Consider the following 16,982-nt stretch of genomic DNA (forward strand, 5'->3'; position numbering starts at 1 on the left):
TCGGATACCCAGCGTGCTGACCTATTCGTGGACTTTTTTTGTCGAGTCTGTGTTTTCTTTTTCTGTGGGGGCGTCGCAGTTCCATGGATTCAGGTGCTGCACAGGTTTATGTCGCAAGCGCTTGTTCTTGCCGCGATTTTTTGACGTCTAAAGCCGCCAGGCGGTGTATGATTGCGCCCGTCAGCCCCGCCGGGGCTTGTGGAATATCTCCATGGACTTACCCAGTAGTTACTCAGTATCTCGTTTTCACAATCATGAACTGACTGATTGATCCTTCCGGCGTGCTCCTCTGCTGGGAGTGGAGTTCGCCTATGACCGAAGTAGAAGTAAAGAAAACGCAGGAAAGCCTGCAGGATCGCCTCGCTCAAGTCGTTGAGCTGCTGCAGCGCCAGCGGGTGGTCGAAGACCTGACGCATCGTCAGGAAGGCCATCACCATGATCGGGTGGAAAACCTGGTCCATCGGCAAAATCTCGTCGAACTGCAGCGCAAGCTCGATGACCTGCACTCTGCCGACGTAGCCTACATCCTCGAAGCCTTGCCCCTGGAAGAGCGTCTGACGGTCTGGCAGCTGGTCAAGGCCGAGCGCGATGGCGACATCCTCCTCGAAGTATCCGATTCCGTACGTGAAACCCTGATCGCCGACATGGACGATCACGAGCTCCTGGCTGCTGCCAAGGAGATGGACGCTGACGAACTTGCTGACCTGGCTCCCGAGCTGCCGCGAGACGTTGTCCATGAGCTGATGGAGGCCCTTGACGGCCAGCAGCGTGAGCGTGTCCGCTCCGCACTGTCCTATGATGAAGAGCAGGTCGGTGCGCTGATGGACTTCGAGATGGTGACCATCCGCGAGGATGTCAGTCTTGAAGTGGTCTTGCGATACCTGCGCCGCTTGAAGGAGTTGCCTGGCCATACCGACAAGCTGTTCGTGGTCGACTACGATGGCGTGCTCAAGGGGGTCCTGCCGATCAAGCGATTGTTGGTCAATGATCCAGAGAAGCAGGTTGCGCAGGTCATGGCCAGCGACCCAGTAAGCTTCCATCCTGATGAGGACGCTTATGATGCGGCTCAGGCCTTCGAGCGTTATGACCTGATTTCGGCCCCGGTGGTCGACAAGAACGACAAGCTGATCGGTCGTTTGACCATCGATGAAATGGTCGACCTGATCCGAGAGGAGAGCGAAAGCGAAGTCCTCAACATGGCCGGTCTGCGTGAAGAGGAAGACATCTTCGCCTCGGTCTGGAAGTCCTTGCGCAACCGTTGGGCCTGGCTGGCCATCAACCTGATTACTGCATTCCTGGCCTCTCGAGTGATTGGCCTGTTCGAGGGGTCTATCGAGAAGCTGGTGGCATTGGCGGCCTTGATGCCCATCGTTGCCGGTATCGGTGGCAACTCGGGTAACCAGACCATCACGATGATCGTTCGGGCAATGGCCCTGGACCAGGTCAGTACCGGTAATACTTCGCGCCTGATGCGCAAGGAGCTGGCAGTAGCCCTGATCAACGGCCTGATCTGGGGGGGAGTGATTGGTGTCGTGGCCTACATGCTGTATGGAAGCTGGTCATTGGGGGTGGTGATGACCGCGGCCATGACCCTGAACCTGCTGCTCGCGGCATTGATGGGCGTCCTGATCCCCATGACCCTGGCACGCCTGGGGCGTGATCCAGCCATGGGGGCCAGCGTGATGATCACGGCCATGACCGATAGTGGTGGTTTTTTCATCTTTCTCGGCCTGGCGACGATCTTTCTGCTCTGAGCCCTTGTCTGTGCTAATTTCCACTGCGAAGCGCCTTCATGGCGCTTCGTTGCTTTCATGCGCGCAAAAAAAAGCCAGCAACTAGGCTGGCTCGAGCTTTCGGGACGAAATCAGTTGGCGTCTGCGGCCATTTCTGCGTCGTGTGCAATCAGCGAAACCAGCGCGTTCTGCTGGCGATGTGAAAGTTGGCGGAAACGTTGAAGCAGTTCGCGCTCATGCAAGGACAGCTCGGGGCTGTCCAGGCGCATGCTCAACTCTTCACCCAAGGCGCCTTCCTGAATAAGACTCTGCTCCAGGCGCGCGATGATTTCGGAGTTCATGCTGCGATGATGGTTGCGAGCCACCTCGGCAATGCGTTCACGCATCCCGTCGGGCAGACGTACGACGAACTTGTCAGCCGTACGGCTGGAATAAATTGCCTGTTTCAATGGGCGCATATATTTAACCGGTTAGTTCAGGGGAGCGGTTCTCGGAATTGGCCGCGAGCTGTTTTTTAGGACAAGCCTGAATGCCAAATGTTCAACCTGAATTGTTAAGAGGCCCGCATCATGCCTCAAAAATTGCCAGATCATTGGCGTCAATTCTGTGACAAATATTGAACTGGATAAAGGCGTTATGCCAGCACCAATTATCAGAAATGCGGACTGGTTTGAAAAGATCGCTGTTGTGGTTTGTTGGCCGCGGTCTGCCTCCCACCTGGGAGCGGCAGTGCACCGGTGAAGATGCCTGCGATGCGGATGAGTTCCGTGATCCCTGCCTGTTAGAGGATAGTGGCAAATGGCCGATTTACTAGTTGTGTTATCCGGATCTGCAAGCCATGCCTGGTAGGCTCATCTATCTGATGGGGCCTTCGGGAGCCGGCAAGGACAGCCTGATCGACGCGGCCAGGCAGCCTCTGGATGAGTTGGGCTGTGAGGTCGCCAGGCGGGTGATCACCCGTTCCGCCGAGTCGCAGGGAGAACAGGCTGAGGACGTCACCTTCGAGGAGTTCGAGCGACGTCTGGCTCAAGGGGATTTCGCCTTGTCCTGGCGGGCCAATGGCCTGGGATACGGTATTGGCAGGCAGATCGATCATTGGCTGGCGCAAGGGCGTCATGTACTCATCAACGGTTCCCGGGGGCACCTGGCGCAGGCTCGGGAGCGCTATCCTGACTTACTGCCCGTCATGTTGACCGTGGATTCCCAAGTGTTACGCCAGCGCTTGTTGCGTCGAGGACGGGAAAACTTGGCGCAGATCGAGAGTCGTCTGCAGCGCAATGAATTGTTTGCTCCTGCAGATTGGCTTGATGGTGGGCAGGTGGTGCGCCTGGACAACTCCGGGGAACTACAGATCACCGTGGAGCGATTACTGGACAAACTGCGCGAGCATGGCGTCAGCGCAGCACCGGATCGAACTTGATCTTGCGCCCTACGATCAGCGCCAGCAGGAACAGGCTGGAAAACGCTCCGCAGGCGACCAGGGAAACCAGGCTTGCGGTCTGCTCGGGCAATGACATGGCAGCGATTGCGCTGAGCAATGCCAGGGCAAGCAGGCTTTTGGCTGCAGTGGACATGAATGACTCCTGGTTAGAACACCCAGTGTTCGGCCTGTGGTCCGGCAGGCAGTTGCGAAGCCTCTCCGGTGGCGATCTGGGTGAGGGGGCCGGGTGGGGCTTGGGTATTGAGCACGGCCAACTGCGCTGTCAGGCGCTGGCTGTGGTGGGTAACGGAGGGCCCATCGGGCGTTGTGCCCAGCGGTAGAAAGTGAAAGGCCATCAGTACAGCAATGGCTGTCGCATTCAAGAGAAACAGGACGCTGTTCATGGGCATCATCTCTGCGGTGTTTTATCCATGGATAAAGCAGGCCGCGTGCCAAGAGTGTACATGGCATTAAACCCTTTAAAAACAGACATTTAACCTATTATAAGTGGTTCGCTGAAGTGCATTTTGCAATGATGGCTTTTTGCGGTGATGCAATTTGCACGACGCGGCCTGGCCAGTGAGGCACAGTCCTTGGGGGTTGCTGTAAAAAGCCCTACCGATGACATGACAAATACAGCGCTGGCCGTTAACATGCACGCCGTCCTTCGTGCCCTATCAGGCACTTGTCTTTTGTCTCAGTAGCTCAATTGGATAGAGCATCCCCCTCCTAAGGGGAAGGTTGGCAGTTCGAACCTGCCCTGGGACACCATATAATTCAAGGCTTCCAGCAATTTCTGATTTATCCGCTTAACTCTTATGGGGGCAGGGTAGTTGCAATCAGTAGCGGTGGAGCAATAAAAAAGCCCTGCCCGGGTCATGCCTGGCGGGGCTTTTTTGTAGGTGTCCCGTCCTGAATAAGGTTTACACCTTCTGACCCATCTTCAGGAGGACCCAATGGATACGGGCAAAAGGCGCAGCCAGCGTGACTACACGCTAGCTTTTAAATTATCGGTCGTAGACCAAGTCGAAAAAGGCGAGTTGAGTTATAAAGAGGCTCAACGGCGCTTGGCATTCAGGGTCGGTCCACGGTACTGGTTTGGTTACGCAAGCATGGCCGACAGGACTGGAGCCAAGGCGCATCAATCCGAGCGCCGCGGAGCAGGCCAATGACCGAACCCAACCTCCCGCTAACACCTGAACAGCGGATCAAAGAGCTTGAAGAGCAATTGGCGCTGAGCAATCAGAAAGCCTAGTTCTTTGAAGCTGTCGTGAACGTCTTGAAAAATGACTACGGTGTTTCCATCGTAAAAAAGCGAGCCGGCAAGTCCTCTCGCAAGGGCAAATCCAAGACCTGAGCATTACCAGGGCTTGCCTGTTCATGGGTATTTCGCGCCAAGCGTATTACAAGCGCAACCGAACCTTTGATGCGCCATCCCAACCTACTCAAAGCAGGCACGGAACAAGTTGTAGCCAGCAGACCCGAGCAGGTCTGGGTGGCAGACATCACCTATCTGCCCACCCGGGAAAGTGTTGCTTACGTCAGCCAGATAACAGACGTGTACTCACGCAAAATCGTTGGCCATCATGTACATGACAGCTTGCATACGGAGTCGGTGGTCAAGGCGCTGCAGAAGGCTGTTAGCTAGCGAACATCCAGGCAGCCGCTCATTCATCACTCAGATCGCGGAGCCCAGTACTGCTCCGATTTATACCAGCGGATGCACACCACGCATGGGATCAAGTGCTCTATGACCGATGGTTATGATTGCTATCAGAATGCGATGGCAGAGCGGGTAAACGGGATTTTGAAAACTGAGTTTTGCTGCACCGCCCCAAAGATTTGGCGGATGCAGTGAAAATGGTGGATGAATCGGTGCTGATCTACAACGGAGAGCGCCCGCACTTATCGCTGAAATACAAAACGCCCGATGCGGTGCATCGGGCGTTTTGAGACTGAAATAGGTGTAAACCTATTTCAGGACTAGATATTGAGTTGATCGCCCCTAGCATTCGGCCGGTGAACTCGTCTCCCTTGGTGTCCTGCATTCCCTGGTGGCTGGTCGGCAGATCAAGCGCGACGATGCGCAAGCCCTTGGAGTCGATTGCACCCTTGAGCCTCTGCCAGTCGTCCACAGGAAGTCGTGAGAGGCGGTCTATTGATTCCACCAGCAACACACCACCCTTGCGAGCATCCTTGAGCAGGCGTAGCAACTCAGGCCGCTCCGCGGGCGTTCTCCAGGTACTCGCAGGCAATGACTTTGTTCTGGTCGCTCGCAAACCTTTCGAGAGCTGTTCGGGCGCCGCCGGCATCTTGCTCGTCGGTTGAGGCTCGGAGATAAGTGCGGATGAACATAATGCAATCTGTATCAGTTAGGGTGTTCTCTTAATGCTGTTTTACTTTGGGTGTCACTTATCAAGCAAGGCAAAATCTGCCGTATCTGGGTAGGCATTGCTTTACGCTGGCGCAGAGATATTTTAACGAAGTTGAAGTTGGGTTTTATTGGGTTTTAGCTAGGGTTAATTGTTGTTTTTTCAATATTTAATTATTTGCTCGAAGGGTAGTGTTTTTTATGAATGTGTTTACGGTTTTATTTTTTGGATATCGCGTTAAGAGTAAAGGATGAACTGAGGACGTGGTTGCCGATGAGTTGCCTGGATTTTTAGATGTCAACGAAGATGGATTGTAAATTTTATTGATATGTCTCTGTGATTGTGATTTTATTTGCAGGTTTTATATTTGATGCTTTAAGCGATTGTTTTTTTGTAAGGTGCAGGATGTAGAATGCCCGTGCCGTCAACGGTGAGTTGTATCTAATTTCTGGTGAAAATAAGTAACATGAATCTAAACTCCGCTCTTCTTCAGTTCGATAATGAGTTCAACGCTTTGCTGGAGTCTGCGCCTCCCTCCCGAGCGCCAGCGTTACTAGCGTCTGCCGAATTTGTCTACCTGCTTGCTCCCAGCTCTTTAGTTGGCTTGTTCTATACTCCAATGTTGGCCAAACATCTAAGCTTACAAGGCAAGCAGGTCGTCTTTGTCGATGATCATTACTCAGCTAAAGGTGATCACTGGCAGGAATGGCCAGTGTTGAGTACCGACGCGTTCATTTCCCAGGCAGAGGGTCAGGGCGCGGCTGTCGCCATTAACATGTCGAGCTCACCATTTGTGCACGGTCATTTCTCGCGAGTTGCCGAGCGTGTCCAGATGGCTGAGGTGGATATGATTCCTGCCCTGGATGCATGCGAAATCCCGGTAATCTATCAGACTGCCAGCGCCATGCGTGCCCAGACCATAGCCCGTGCTGATGATTACCGTAAGCTGGCACGACGCTTGGCAGACCCGCTTAGTATCCAGACTTTGCTGGCGATGTTGACGTTGAGATTGAACTTCGATCGCAATGCCTTGTTACCCGTGTTGTGCAGCCCTGAAGACGAATACTTTACGCCTCACCCTGCTGGAAGCACGGACACCTTCAGGCTGGGTCAGGAGGAAGTGTTATGTGACATTGGCGCTCACGTCGGAACTACAGTTCGTAAGTTCATCACTGCCACGCATTGGCAGTACTCGGCCATCCACGCATTTGAACCTGACGTTGAAAATTTTGCAGCCCTCGAGAAAAATTTTTCCTTAACAGTACCTAACTTCAAAGCGTACAACGTTGCATTGTCAGATACACGTAGCACCATGCGTTTCTCCCAGACAGGTACTATGGGAAGTCGATTGGATCTTGAAGGTAATACTCATATTCAGGCGTTGCCGCTCGACGAAATTGTCGATTATGCGACTTTTATAAAAATGGATGTCGAGGGGCATGAAACCAGAGTGTTGCGAGGCGCACGTAAATTGATCCAAACCCACAAGCCGCGGTTGGCGGTGACGGGATATCACTTCGCTGATGATTTGCTTGATATTGTAGATCTGGTGACGGAACTTGAGCCTAACTATGAATTACGTTTGCGTCATCATTTTTTTTACTACTATGATTCGATTGTCTATGCGCAAGTGATTGCGTAAGCGAATCTGGTTGTATTGTTCAATGCCAGCTCTTTCAATAGTAATTTCCGGGAGTTCAAGGGCGCTCTGGGAGTTGGTGTTGAACAGATAGGTTTATCTTTATCGCAACGTGTTTGGATGTGGTGTGGATCGGATTGAGGGAACCAATCCAGATCCTGACCACAGCCAGATTGGGTGATGAATTAAGTAATCACGCTATTTCGTTAAATTTTATTAATTAGGTTTTATTAAGTCAGCACAAATTCGCGTGTTGTCGGAACTGTCTTTAGCCCTTAATCCGCCTGCGGACTGAACGCCGGCAAACCCTTCCAGGGCGTTGCTGCCCAGGCCCCCGTGTCCGATGCGAGCAGCCGGCTCAAGGTGTCTTCGTTGAAGCTTTGTCCCAGGGCGTCGGCCCTGAACGCGGCTACCCATTGCTGGCGGCCACGCATGAAAGCCCTGCCGAAGTCTTCCCAGTCCGCGAAGCAGTCCTGGGCTCGCTGGGCATTGAGCAGCATGATGCGCCACCCGCTTTCAGCCTCCAGCCAGCCCATCAGCATCGCGCAGCGGACGAAGAACGCGCTGCGTACGCAGGCGAACGCCATGGCGGCCTGAGGGTCGTCGCTGGGCTTCAAGCCGTGCAGGTCGATACGGAACCACTGGCGCTCCAGGGTGGTGTTCAGGTGCTCTAGGACCTCGGTGTCGGTGGCGTTGTTGCGAAAGCCGATCTGGTGCAACAGGGGGGCCCTGAGGGTGTTTCGTGCCTGGTCCGCGAAATAAGTGGTCGCGGGGTCGAAGAACCCGGTCATTCCGGTGGCATCCACCATGGGTTGTGCCAGTGTCAGCGCCCAGCGCTTGCGTGGCGGGAAGATCACCAGGGACGTGCCGCTGGGGGCTCGGCGTACGTAACCCCAGACCAGCCAGGCACCGAGCAGTAAACCAATAATCGTCAGCATCTTCGCCTCATGGGTTCTCGGCGTGCCAGGCGCGGATGTGCTCGGCCTGGGCGCAAGACATGTCCGTCCATTGCACGCCCTCGGTCTGGTACAGCGGATCCTCGGGGCGGCGTTCTGGCCAGGGACTCTTTTTGTAGAGATGGCGGGTGGCGTACTTGACTGCCGGGGCCTGGGGCTCCAGTTCCAGCAGCAGGTCGCTCTGGCGGGCGGCCACCAGCCACTGGACCATGGGCGTGGGCGCCTCCAGCCGCGAAAACAACTGCGGGTAGCGCGCCACCAGGCGGGTCTGGGCCTGGGGATCGCTAACCGCCTCGATGCGCAACCAGCCGGCCTCGGTACGCACGATGCCAATGGCGATGCAGTCGGCCGGCGTCTGCTGGTCGGTCCCCATGGTATCCAGGAACAGCAGCAGGTCCTGGAAGTAGCGTTCGATCGGCGGGCGGTTCTGCTTGCCCTTGACCTGCTCCACAGTCAGCGCCCCCGTGCCCTGGACGATCAGGCTGACGGTGATATGGGGTTGGCCCTGGGCGTCACGCAGGCTGAAGACCCGCATGTCCGCTTGCTCCACGGCCTCGGCATAACGTTCGCCATACCCTCCGGTCAGGCCACGGCGATCGGCGAACTGCCCCAGGCAATGGCGCATCACGTAGCTTTCAAAGGCCATTTCGGCCCGCAGCAATGGGCTGTCCGGGAGCAGTTCTACCCAGTTGTGCTCGGCGCAGCTGACCACCACTTGCAAGGCCTGGGCCGAGCTCTGGCGCCAGCCCTGGTCCACCCGGGCGGCCATCTGTGCGTGTTCTTTTTCCCACAGTGCCAGGGCTTGGGGGCAATTGATGCGATCGAGCTTGCCCTCCAGCGTGGTGCCCTTGCGCGATATCAGGAACTCCACCAGCAGGGTTTCCTGCTGCAGCAGTTGTGGCTCCTGCGGGTCGACCCATACCAGGGGAGGCACGCTGCCGGCTTCCTGCGCATCGGCCTTGCCCAGCTCCTCGAAATGCCTGGAGACCCACTCCGGCAAGGTTTCGCCGCCCAGGGCTGCGCTGGCATCTTGCAGGTTCTGGAGGCGCCGTGCCGGCTCGAAATTGCCGGCCAGGTGCCGGTAGAAGTGGTTCAGCAACCAGCTTTGCACCGGTGCTTCATCTTCCCGGGCCTGGCTGCGCTGCTTGATGCCGCGCTTGAGCTCGGCAGCGTTGAGCAGGTTGCGCGGCGCGTAGCTGGAGCTGCGTTTGTCCACGGCTACTTCCATATCTGCCACCAGCCTTTCTTGGCGGCAGGGGCGGGCGGTGCTTGCAGTTCGGCGATGATCGACTCGATCCGGGCCCTGCATTGCACGTCGTAGTCCTTGCACGGGTCGCACAGCGCCAGGGTCCGGGCGCAGTACTCCAGGGCTTCCTCGATGCGCCCGCGGGCCTTGAAGAAGTCCACCGAGCAGGCCATCACCGACACTTCATTCATCTTCAGGACGTGTGGTTCGTAGCGCTGCCAGAGGCTGTCGGCATTGTCCGGATGGGCATGGGCCAGGTAGCGCGCCAGCTTGATCCGGTCGAACAGCGCCGAGTAGTCCAGTTGCTGGTCGCTGACTTCCTGGTTTTGCTGCCAGTTGAGCAAGCGCTCGAGCCAGATCAGGATTTCACTGTCACGATCCAGCGAGTACAGGGCGTAGGCCACCGAGACGATGTAGTTCTCCGGGTTGTGGCGGCTGTAGCCGTGCTCCATCGAGTAGTGCCACAGCTGCTCCGCGGCTTCGGCGATGCCCGGGTAATCGTCCATGGCGATGCGGGTGCTGAGCACGCCGTTGAAGTGCTCGGAGAAGGCACTGGCGGCGATGCCGCGCTGGTGCAGTTCGATGGCGTCTTCGTAGCGCTGTTCGTTGTAGCAACGGTAGTTGATCGCCAGGTTGTTGCAGAGCATCGAGTACAGGTGTGCGCACGCATCGAACGGATGGCCGCTGCCGCTGGCGAAGTAGCGCTCCATATGGGCTTGCCCTTGCTCGTAGGCATCTCTCTGGGCATCGCGCAGCAACGAGTAGGCTTCATCGCGGGCTTCGTCCGACAGCTTGTCCGCCTCCGGCTCCGCCAGTTCCTCGATGGTCAGGGCATAGTTGTAGGCGTACCGGCCGCTGGACAGCTTCGGCTTGGGTTGTTTCAGCGCCTCGATGATGCCCAGCTTGCGTACCGTGGCGACAAACAGGGAATAGGCGCTGCGGTGATCATGCAGGCGGCCTGTCTCGATGGCACGGTGCAACAGGTCGAACTCGGTGGCGGCATCGATCACGTCGCGCTCGGCGTCATGCACGGCCGCCAGCCGGTTGATCCAGGGCTGCTCGGGGGTTCGACGCAAGGCTTCGGCGCGGGCTTCGTCAAACAGCTGATCGAGCAGTTCAAGGTCATTGATCGCGGCATACAGGGTCGCCAGCAGGGGAGTGCTCGCCGGCTCTTCGGGGTCGATCTGGGGCAGCGGTTCGAGGAACGTCTGCAGCAGCTCCTGGTTGATACAGGCGCGCATGATGCAGATCGGCCACCAGGCGTTACGGTCCTCGGGGTCTTGCAGGCGTTCGAGGACCAGGCGTGCGGTAGCCGGCCACATTTCGGACTGCCTGTCGTAGATGTCGAGGAAGGCGCGATGGCCAGCTTCTTCCATGCGCCCGGCCTCCACCAGCCAGGGCAACTCGAACTCGATGAAGCTGTTGCCACCGTCGCTGTCCAGGCTCATGGCTGCAACGTGGCAGATTTTCAGGGCGCCGGCCAAATCGTCCTGGGCGCGCAGGGAGCGAGCCGCAAGACGCGCAGTACGCACTTCCCACTCGCGGCGCTTGGGCTGCGACAGGCCTGCGGTGAGCTGGGCGATGGGTTGTTCGAACAGAGCCAGGCGCAGGGGAATGATCTCGATCAGCGAGTTGCCCAGCCACAGCCAGTCACCTTCGTCGATGTCCTGGTCGGGGCCGGCGCTGCGCACTGCGTTGATCGCATCCAGGGCCGCGGCGCGGGCTTCTTCATCGCGCTCGTGATAGGCCAGGACCCGAGCTCGACGGCGATGCCGGTCTGCGTCGTCCCAGGCCCGCAAGGCGGTGCGCTCAGGGTTGATCAGGGTCAGGGCATAACGCACCTCGAGGGTCTTGAGCGCCACTTCGGCGCTGCCTTGCTCAAGCTGGTCGAAGATCCGATAGCGCCGATAGTGCTCGACGTCGAAGTCCAGGGTCTGGGTGGCCATCTGGTTGAGTTGCTCGAGCACCTCGAGCAATGCCGGATCGTCATCCAGGTAGTTGGCGACCTGCAGGCGCAGGATGTGCAGGTTGATTTGCAACTCGGCACGGGCCGACTCCTGCGCGGACTGCAACAAAGCGTCGCCGTCACCGTCGATGACGGCGCGGGCGGCTGCCGAATCGCCGGCCTGCATCCACAAGGTATGCAGGCGGCCTATGGAGGGCAGGGAGTCGGCCCGCAGTGGCTGAGCCTGCAACTGGGCCAGCAGGGTGCCGTTGTCCTGCTCTTGCTGTTGCGCTTCGAGGCGGTCCATGAACTGTTCAAGCTCAATACCGGTCATTGCACTGCTGTCCTGCGCCATCGTTAGCTCCATTCGATAATGCTGTGTGCATCCATTGATGCATCGCCTGGCAGACCGGCATTCCTCGTCGTCAACACCATCGCAGGGCGCCTGCCGATCCTTCGACACCCGGGGTGCAAGCCTTTGCGACTTGCCGCTGATGGCCTGCTGCCGTCGGGCCTGTCTGGCATCCCGGCAAAACGATCGAGGCTTCGAGGCGCAGCACGCTATCAGCTGGTGTTTCAGAATCCAAGGTTTGCCCGGTCGGCGAAGACCATTTTTCCGATGTTTTTGCAGGCCTTGGCCAAAGCGCGACAAATGCTGCCGATCTTCTATAAGGGAATGCCCGAGCCGGCCGATAACTTGCGATGGACAATGGTGTCCCCAAGCGGCGACCTGGATCACAGGTCGGCTGCAAAGTGCTTGATAGCCCTCGGCCAGCAGCTATTATCTGCCCGCTCAGGGGGCTGCGAAGCCGGGCGGGCCCTGGCGTTTCTGGATTGATCTTCTTACTGGCCTGGAATCTTCGATGCTGGCGTACCACCAAAAGAGCTTTTTGATCGTCGATGATTTCTCGGACTACCGCAGTTCGGTGCGTTCGATGCTGCGTGAGCTGGGCGTCAAGGATGTGGATACCGCCGACTCGGGTGAGCAGGCGCTGCGCATGTGTGCGCAGAAGCGTTACGACTTCATCCTGCAGGACTACCACTTGGGCGATGGCAAGAAAAACGGCCAGCAAGTGCTCGAAGACCTGATGCTGGAAAAGCTCATCAGCCATGAAAGCGTATTCCTCATGGTCACCGCCGAGAGCAGCCAGGCCATGGTGCTCAGTGCCCTGGAACACGAGCCCGATGCCTATCTGACCAAACCCTTCAATCGCTCCGGCCTGGCCCAGCGCCTGGAGCGCCTGCAGCAACGCAAGACCCTGCTCAAGCCGATCCTCCAGGCCCTGGACCGGGGCAAGCCGGTGGAAGTGCTCAACGCCTGCGTCACCCTGTGCAAGCAGGACCCGCGTTATGCACCGCTGTGCTTGCGTTACCGGGCCGATGCCCTGCGCGACATGAACCAGAACGAGCCCCTGGAGCGCCTGTACAACAGCATCCTGGCGGACCGGCCCCTGCCCTGGGCCTATGTCGGGCTGGGGCGGCTGTTGTTCAAGCGCGGCCAGGCCACCGAGGCCAAGGCGGTATACGAGAAGGCCTTGAAGGCATTCCCGATGATGCCGGGGCTCTACGACGGCCTGGCCGATGTACTGGTGGCCGAGGGTGACACCAAGCGTGCCCAGAGCGTGCTCGAGGAGGCGGTGCGCCTGTCGCCACTGGCCCCTCGGCGCCAGGCGCTGCTGGGCAAGCTGGCGATGACCAACGAAGACTTCGAGAGCGCCTCCAGGGCTTATCGCCAGGCCGTCAGCCAGGGCGCGCAATCGCGTTTCAAGGACCCGGAAAGCAACCTGGGCCTGGCCCATGCACTGATCAGCAAGGGCAGTGAGCGCGGGCTGGATACGCGCACCCGCCTGGAGATCAACCAGACACTGAGTGCCGTGGCCAAGGAAAACCCGGCGGATCCCGGCCTGCAGATTCGCGCACGGCTGATGAAGGCCACCAGCCTGCTACTCAACGATGCGGAGACTGCCGACAAGCTCACCGAGCAGGCCTTGCAGCGGCTCGAAGGCATGGAGCAATTCATGAGCCCCGAGGCAGCGCTGCTGGTGGCCAAGCAACTGCAGATGCTGGGGCAGGCCAGTGCCGGTGCCTCGATGCTCAAGAACTGCGCGGAAATCTACGGCGATGATCCGAAGGTGATGCAGAACATTGCCAAGTTGACCGATGACCCGACTATCCTCAGTTCTTCCAATGCGGCGGCCGACGTCAACCGCCAGGGAGTGCGCAGCTACAAGGCCGGCAACCTGGCCGAGGCCCGGGAGCTGTTCCGCAAGGCCCTGGCCCTGCAACCCAAGAACATCAGTGTCGCCCTGAACATGGCGCAGTCGTTGCTGCATGGCGCCGATGCGAACCCGGATGCGGTACTCCTGGAGGAATGCCGGGCGTGCCTGAAGATGGTCGGCATGATGCCCGATACCGATGCGCGTTATCCGCGCTACCAGAAGCTGCGAAGCAAGGCGTTTGGCGAATGATCGAAAAGCAACAGGCGCTCGACTTTTCCACGGTGATCGCCTCCACCGTACATGACATGAAGAACTCCCTGGCCATGCTGATGCAGGCCCACGCCCAATGGCTGGCTCGCCTGCCCGCGGGGCAGGTGCCTGCCGAGCAGGGCGTGATCGACTACGAGTTCGCCCATCTCAATGGCATGCTGGTGCAGCTGCTGGGGCTCTACAAGCTGGGGGTCAATCAGCTGCCGCTGCAGCCGGCCTACCACGAGCTGGACGACTTCATCGAAGCGCAGCTGGTGAGCCATCAGGAGGTGTTCAAGAGCCGTGGGATCTCTGCCACCTTCGAGGTCGACCCGTTGAGTCCCCTGGGTTTCTTCGATCGCGAGCTGATCGCCTCGGTGCTGGCCAACTGCATCAACAATGCAGTCCGTCATGCCCGCCATGCCCTGCTGATCAGCGTCAGCGACGAGGAGGGGCAGGTGGTGCTGTCGATCAACGACGACGGTGAGGGCTATCCCCTGGCGATGATCGAGCGCCAGGCCGACTACCTGCAGGGCATCAACCAGAGCAGCGGCAGCACTGGCCTGGGGTTGTACTTCGCCGGGCGTATCGCCGAGCTGCATCAGCGCAATGGTGTGTGCGGGCATACCCGTATCGGCAATGGCGGGCCACTGGGCGGTGGCCTGTTCAAGCTCTACCTGCCTTGAGCGGTGATCAGGCCCGGTTGCCCAGTTGCTGCCCTGCCAGGTCCAGGCATTGCAGGAGCGCCGCCAGGGCCGGTCGCGGCTCCTGGCCCTGGCGAGTGATGCAGTGAAAGCTCGAGCGATAGGCCAGGCGCTCCGGTAGCAGGGCGCGCAACTGGCCCCTGGCGACCCAGCCTGCAGCATAGTGGCTGGGCAGGTAGCCCAGGTAGGTGGTGGAAAAGATCAGCGTTGCGATGGCTTCCATGCTGTAGGCGCTGACGGCCTGGTTGAAGTGCAGGTCGTGGGGGCGCTGGTGCTCGGCCATGTAGCCGCGACCGACGTAATCGGCGGCGCAGAGGCGTTCCAGGCTAAGCTCCTCGTCGCGCAGGGCAAACAGCGGGTGCCCGTTGGCGCAATACAGGTTCTGCTCCTCGTCGAACAAGTGCTGATAGTTCAATCCTGACAGTTGATGGTGGAAGGCGCCGATAGCCAGTTGCAGGCGGTCGTCGAGCACGGCCTGTTCCAGTTCATCCGGGCGCATCAGGTGCAGGTTCGGTCGTACCTGGGGCAGGCGCTGACGCAAATGCATCAGTGCCAGGGACAGGGGCGCGCAGGGCAGGCTCACCAGGCTGTCGACGCTGCCGATCTGCAGGTGTTCGCGGCTGGTCGGGCCCAGTCGGTTGGCATGCTGGCGAAAGCGCTCGATGTCAGCGAACAGTCCTTGCGCCGCCTCGAACAGTTCGTGACCCTGGTCGGTGAGTTGAAAGCCGCTGCTGCCACGCCGGCAGAGTGAGTAGCCCAGGCGCTCCTCGAGATCGCGCACCACCACGCTCAGTCGCGACAGGCTGGTATTGAGCCGCGCCTGGGCGGCGGTGAAACCGCCCGCGTCGACGATGGCACAGAACACCCGCAGCATCCGCAGGTCGATGTCGGCAAGATTTCCCAGCATGGCGCCTCCAGTGGCCGGTTTCAGGTCACCGGCCGAGCCTACTGCATCGGCCTGGCGAGTACATGCAGGGGGGCGATGGAGGGTCGCGGATAAACAGGTACTGGCGGTGACAGGCATGTCCGGGAATTTGTGCTGCCGTGCTTGAAATCCCGAACGGGTGGTGCGTATTTTGTACGGGTCGCCGTTCGCGGCTCGTATAACAACAAGGATTGAGTCATGACAACCGATGGCCACAGTTCACTCGCCGAGCGATTGACGGGCATTGATGAAATCGAATGTGTTACTGCGGATTTGAATGGCGTACCGCGCGGCAAGGTAATGACTGCCGAGGGTTTCCTCGAGGGGCGGCGCCTGCAGATGGCGCGCGGCGTGCTGCTGCAATGCATCATGGGCGGATATCCGCCAGCGCGTTTCTACGGCAGCGATGATGGCGACCTGGCCCTCACTGCCGACCCGCGGCAGATTCATCGCCTGCCCTGGAGCGAGACGCCACGTGCGCTGGCCATCTGCGACGCGGACGAGCTCAGCGGCGAGTCTTCGCGTTTGTCGACCCGGGGCCAGCTCAAGCACGTGATCGCACGCTATGCGGCCCTGGGCCTGGCGCCGGTGGTGGCCACCGAGCTGGAGTTCTTCGTGTTCGCGCCCAACGAGGATCCGGGGCAGCCCTTCCGGCCACCGGTCGGCAAGGACGGTCGACGGGAAGAGGGCTACTCGGCCTTCAGCATCAGCTCCAACAACGGCCTGCGACCCTTCTTCAAGGAAGTCTACGAATGCATGGCGGCCCTGGGCTTGCCCCGCGATACCTTCATGCATGAGATGGGCGTCAGCCAGTTCGAGATCAACCTGTTGCACGGCGATCCGCTGCTGCTGGCGGACCAGACTTTCCTGTTCAAGCACCTGCTCAAGGAAGTGGCGCTCAAGCATGGCCTGATCGTGGTCTGCATGGCCAAGCCGCTGGCCCATACCCCGGGCAGTTCCATGCACATCCACCAGAGTTTGGTGGAGATTGGTAGCGGCCGTAACGTTTTCAGTGACGAGTCCGGGCAGCCCACCGCCCAGTTCCACCATTTCATCGGTGGCCTGCAAGCCGGCATGGCGGATTTCACGGCGTTGTTTGCGCCCAACGTGAACTCCTACCAGCGCCTGTGCCACCCCTATGCGTCGCCGAACAATGCCTGCTGGTCCCACGACAATCGCGCCGCAGGGCTGCGAATTCCCGCCAGTTCGCCCGTGGCACGACGAGTGGAGAATCGCCTGCCGGGGGCGGATGCCAATCCTTACCTGGCCATTGCCGCCAGCCTGGCAGCAGGTTTGCATGGAATCGAGAACGAGCTGGCGCCAACGGCGGCCATCCAGGGAGAATTCGAAGTGCCGGACAACCTGTCGCTGCCTTGTACCCTGCATGCGGCGCTGGAGCGCCTCAAGCGTAGCCAGCTGGCCAGGGAACTGTTCGGCAGCGAGTTCATCGAAGGCTACATCGCTTCGAAAACCATGGAGTTGACCAGTTTCTTCGATGAAATCACTCCCTGGGAACGGCGTGTACTAGCGGCCCAGGCATAACCGAACCGTCGCTGGTCAGGCCCTCGTCCCGA

14 protein-coding genes, 1 tRNA gene and 2 pseudogenes are annotated in these 16,982 nt (G+C 59.0%); 9 read left to right on the top strand and 8 right to left on the bottom strand.

Translation table 11 applies throughout. The features are described from left to right. Positions 1–311: 311 nt before the first annotated feature. Complete coding sequence (mgtE, locus tag LGQ10_RS27375; RefSeq protein WP_058435827.1) at positions 312–1,754, top strand: magnesium transporter; 1,443 nt, start codon at positions 312–314, stop codon at positions 1,752–1,754. A gap of 110 nt (positions 1,755–1,864) precedes the next feature. On the opposite strand, the gene LGQ10_RS27380 is transcribed toward mgtE, so the two are convergent. Beyond that, positions 1,865–2,191, bottom strand: a complete 327-nt coding sequence (locus tag LGQ10_RS27380; protein WP_016968184.1) for an Arc family DNA-binding protein — start codon at positions 2,189–2,191, stop codon at positions 1,865–1,867. Between the two features lie 91 nt (positions 2,192–2,282). Between LGQ10_RS27380 and LGQ10_RS27385 the strand changes: the two genes are divergently transcribed. Together LGQ10_RS27385 and phnN are read left to right on the top strand one after the other, a co-directional pair. After that, a complete protein-coding gene (locus tag LGQ10_RS27385) occupies positions 2,283–2,474 on the top strand; it encodes a hypothetical protein (RefSeq protein ID WP_226526210.1) in 192 nt (63 codons plus the stop codon). Between the two features lie 97 nt (positions 2,475–2,571). Further along, complete coding sequence (gene phnN, locus LGQ10_RS27390) at positions 2,572–3,153, top strand: phosphonate metabolism protein/1,5-bisphosphokinase (PRPP-forming) PhnN (protein ID WP_226523761.1); 582 nt, start codon at positions 2,572–2,574, stop codon at positions 3,151–3,153. On the opposite strand, the gene LGQ10_RS27395 is transcribed toward phnN, so the two are convergent. Both LGQ10_RS27395 and LGQ10_RS27400 read right to left on the bottom strand, forming a co-directional pair. Then, the gene (locus tag LGQ10_RS27395; protein ID WP_226523762.1) at positions 3,128–3,307 is read right to left on the bottom strand and encodes a PA3371 family protein; all 180 of its coding nucleotides are present in this window, start codon (positions 3,305–3,307) and stop codon (positions 3,128–3,130) included. The two genes, phnN and LGQ10_RS27395, sit on opposite strands and share 26 nt — an antisense overlap. Positions 3,308–3,320: 13 nt before the next feature. Next, positions 3,321–3,557, bottom strand: a complete 237-nt coding sequence (locus LGQ10_RS27400) for a hypothetical protein (RefSeq protein ID WP_226523763.1) — start codon at positions 3,555–3,557, stop codon at positions 3,321–3,323. Positions 3,558–3,847: 290 nt separating this feature from the next. Here LGQ10_RS27400 and LGQ10_RS27405 point away from each other — a divergent pair. Together LGQ10_RS27405 and LGQ10_RS27410 are read left to right on the top strand one after the other, a co-directional pair. Further along, positions 3,848–3,924: transfer RNA gene (locus LGQ10_RS27405), tRNA-Arg, on the top strand. A 185-nt stretch (positions 3,925–4,109) separates the two neighbouring features. Beyond that, a pseudogene (locus tag LGQ10_RS27410) lies at positions 4,110–5,106 on the top strand (IS3 family transposase). A 35-nt stretch (positions 5,107–5,141) separates the two neighbouring features. On the opposite strand, the pseudogene LGQ10_RS27415 reads toward LGQ10_RS27410, so the two are convergent. After that, positions 5,142–5,508: pseudogene (locus LGQ10_RS27415) on the bottom strand (recombinase family protein); the annotation flags it as partial. A 483-nt stretch (positions 5,509–5,991) separates the two neighbouring features. On the opposite strand from LGQ10_RS27415, the gene LGQ10_RS27420 reads away from it, so the two are divergent. Then, positions 5,992–7,167 (top strand): FkbM family methyltransferase, encoded by a 1,176-nt coding sequence (locus tag LGQ10_RS27420; protein WP_226523764.1) that lies wholly within the window; start codon positions 5,992–5,994, stop codon positions 7,165–7,167. A gap of 272 nt (positions 7,168–7,439) precedes the next feature. Here the strand turns inward: LGQ10_RS27420 and LGQ10_RS27425 are convergent, their stop codons facing one another. The 3 genes from LGQ10_RS27425 to LGQ10_RS27435 are packed head-to-tail and all read right to left on the bottom strand — an operon-like array spanning position 7,440 to position 11,666. Beyond that, complete coding sequence (locus LGQ10_RS27425; RefSeq protein ID WP_226523765.1) at positions 7,440–8,102, bottom strand: DUF1266 domain-containing protein; 663 nt, start codon at positions 8,100–8,102, stop codon at positions 7,440–7,442. Between the two features lie 7 nt (positions 8,103–8,109). Beyond that, positions 8,110–9,336 carry a hypothetical protein gene (locus LGQ10_RS27430; RefSeq protein ID WP_226523766.1) on the bottom strand — a complete coding sequence of 409 codons (1,227 nt, stop codon included), beginning with the start codon at positions 9,334–9,336 and terminating at the stop codon, positions 8,110–8,112. A 2-nt stretch (positions 9,337–9,338) separates the two neighbouring features. Continuing rightward, entirely contained in the window at positions 9,339–11,666 is a 2,328-nt protein-coding gene (locus tag LGQ10_RS27435) for a hypothetical protein (RefSeq protein ID WP_226523767.1), read from the bottom strand. Positions 11,667–12,174: 508 nt separating this feature from the next. Here LGQ10_RS27435 and LGQ10_RS27440 point away from each other — a divergent pair. Continuing rightward, the gene (locus LGQ10_RS27440) at positions 12,175–13,779 is read left to right on the top strand and encodes a tetratricopeptide repeat-containing response regulator (RefSeq protein ID WP_226523768.1); all 1,605 of its coding nucleotides are present in this window, start codon (positions 12,175–12,177) and stop codon (positions 13,777–13,779) included. Then, on the top strand, positions 13,776–14,465 hold the full coding sequence (locus tag LGQ10_RS27445) for a sensor histidine kinase (RefSeq protein WP_058434786.1): 690 nt from the start codon (positions 13,776–13,778) through the stop codon (positions 14,463–14,465). The genes LGQ10_RS27440 and LGQ10_RS27445 overlap by 4 nt, the downstream gene beginning before the upstream one ends. Before the next feature lie 7 nt (positions 14,466–14,472). Here LGQ10_RS27445 and LGQ10_RS27450 read toward each other — a convergent pair whose 3' ends face one another. Beyond that, positions 14,473–15,390 carry a LysR family transcriptional regulator gene (locus tag LGQ10_RS27450; protein ID WP_226523769.1) on the bottom strand — a complete coding sequence of 306 codons (918 nt, stop codon included), beginning with the start codon at positions 15,388–15,390 and terminating at the stop codon, positions 14,473–14,475. Between the two features lie 318 nt (positions 15,391–15,708). Between LGQ10_RS27450 and LGQ10_RS27455 the strand changes: the two genes are divergently transcribed. Next, a complete protein-coding gene (locus tag LGQ10_RS27455; RefSeq protein ID WP_226526211.1) occupies positions 15,709–16,950 on the top strand; it encodes a glutamine synthetase family protein in 1,242 nt (413 codons plus the stop codon). The last annotated feature ends 32 nt before the right edge of the window (positions 16,951–16,982 follow it).

The organism is Pseudomonas sp. L5B5 (assembly GCF_020520285.1).
Lineage (GTDB): Bacteria > Pseudomonadota > Gammaproteobacteria > Pseudomonadales > Pseudomonadaceae > Aquipseudomonas.

Bases quoted from the DNA above. Each gene is read 5' to 3' on its own strand.
- phnN (WP_226523761.1), top strand. From the start codon at position 2,572: ATGCCTGGTAGGCTCATCTATCTGATGGGGCCTTCGGGAGCCGGCAAG.
- LGQ10_RS27400 (WP_226523763.1), bottom strand. From the start codon at position 3,557: ATGAACAGCGTCCTGTTTCTCTTGAATGCGACAGCCATTGCTGTACTG.
- mgtE (WP_058435827.1), top strand. From the start codon at position 312: ATGACCGAAGTAGAAGTAAAGAAAACGCAGGAAAGCCTGCAGGATCGC.
- LGQ10_RS27435 (WP_226523767.1), bottom strand. From the start codon at position 11,666: ATGGCGCAGGACAGCAGTGCAATGACCGGTATTGAGCTTGAACAGTTC.
- LGQ10_RS27395 (WP_226523762.1), bottom strand. From the start codon at position 3,307: ATGTCCACTGCAGCCAAAAGCCTGCTTGCCCTGGCATTGCTCAGCGCA.
- LGQ10_RS27380 (WP_016968184.1), bottom strand. From the start codon at position 2,191: ATGCGCCCATTGAAACAGGCAATTTATTCCAGCCGTACGGCTGACAAG.
- LGQ10_RS27420 (WP_226523764.1), top strand. From the start codon at position 5,992: ATGAATCTAAACTCCGCTCTTCTTCAGTTCGATAATGAGTTCAACGCT.
- LGQ10_RS27445 (WP_058434786.1), top strand. From the start codon at position 13,776: ATGATCGAAAAGCAACAGGCGCTCGACTTTTCCACGGTGATCGCCTCC.
- LGQ10_RS27425 (WP_226523765.1), bottom strand. From the start codon at position 8,102: ATGCTGACGATTATTGGTTTACTGCTCGGTGCCTGGCTGGTCTGGGGT.
- LGQ10_RS27440 (WP_226523768.1), top strand. From the start codon at position 12,175: ATGCTGGCGTACCACCAAAAGAGCTTTTTGATCGTCGATGATTTCTCG.
- LGQ10_RS27455 (WP_226526211.1), top strand. From the start codon at position 15,709: ATGACTGCCGAGGGTTTCCTCGAGGGGCGGCGCCTGCAGATGGCGCGC.
- LGQ10_RS27450 (WP_226523769.1), bottom strand. From the start codon at position 15,390: ATGCTGGGAAATCTTGCCGACATCGACCTGCGGATGCTGCGGGTGTTC.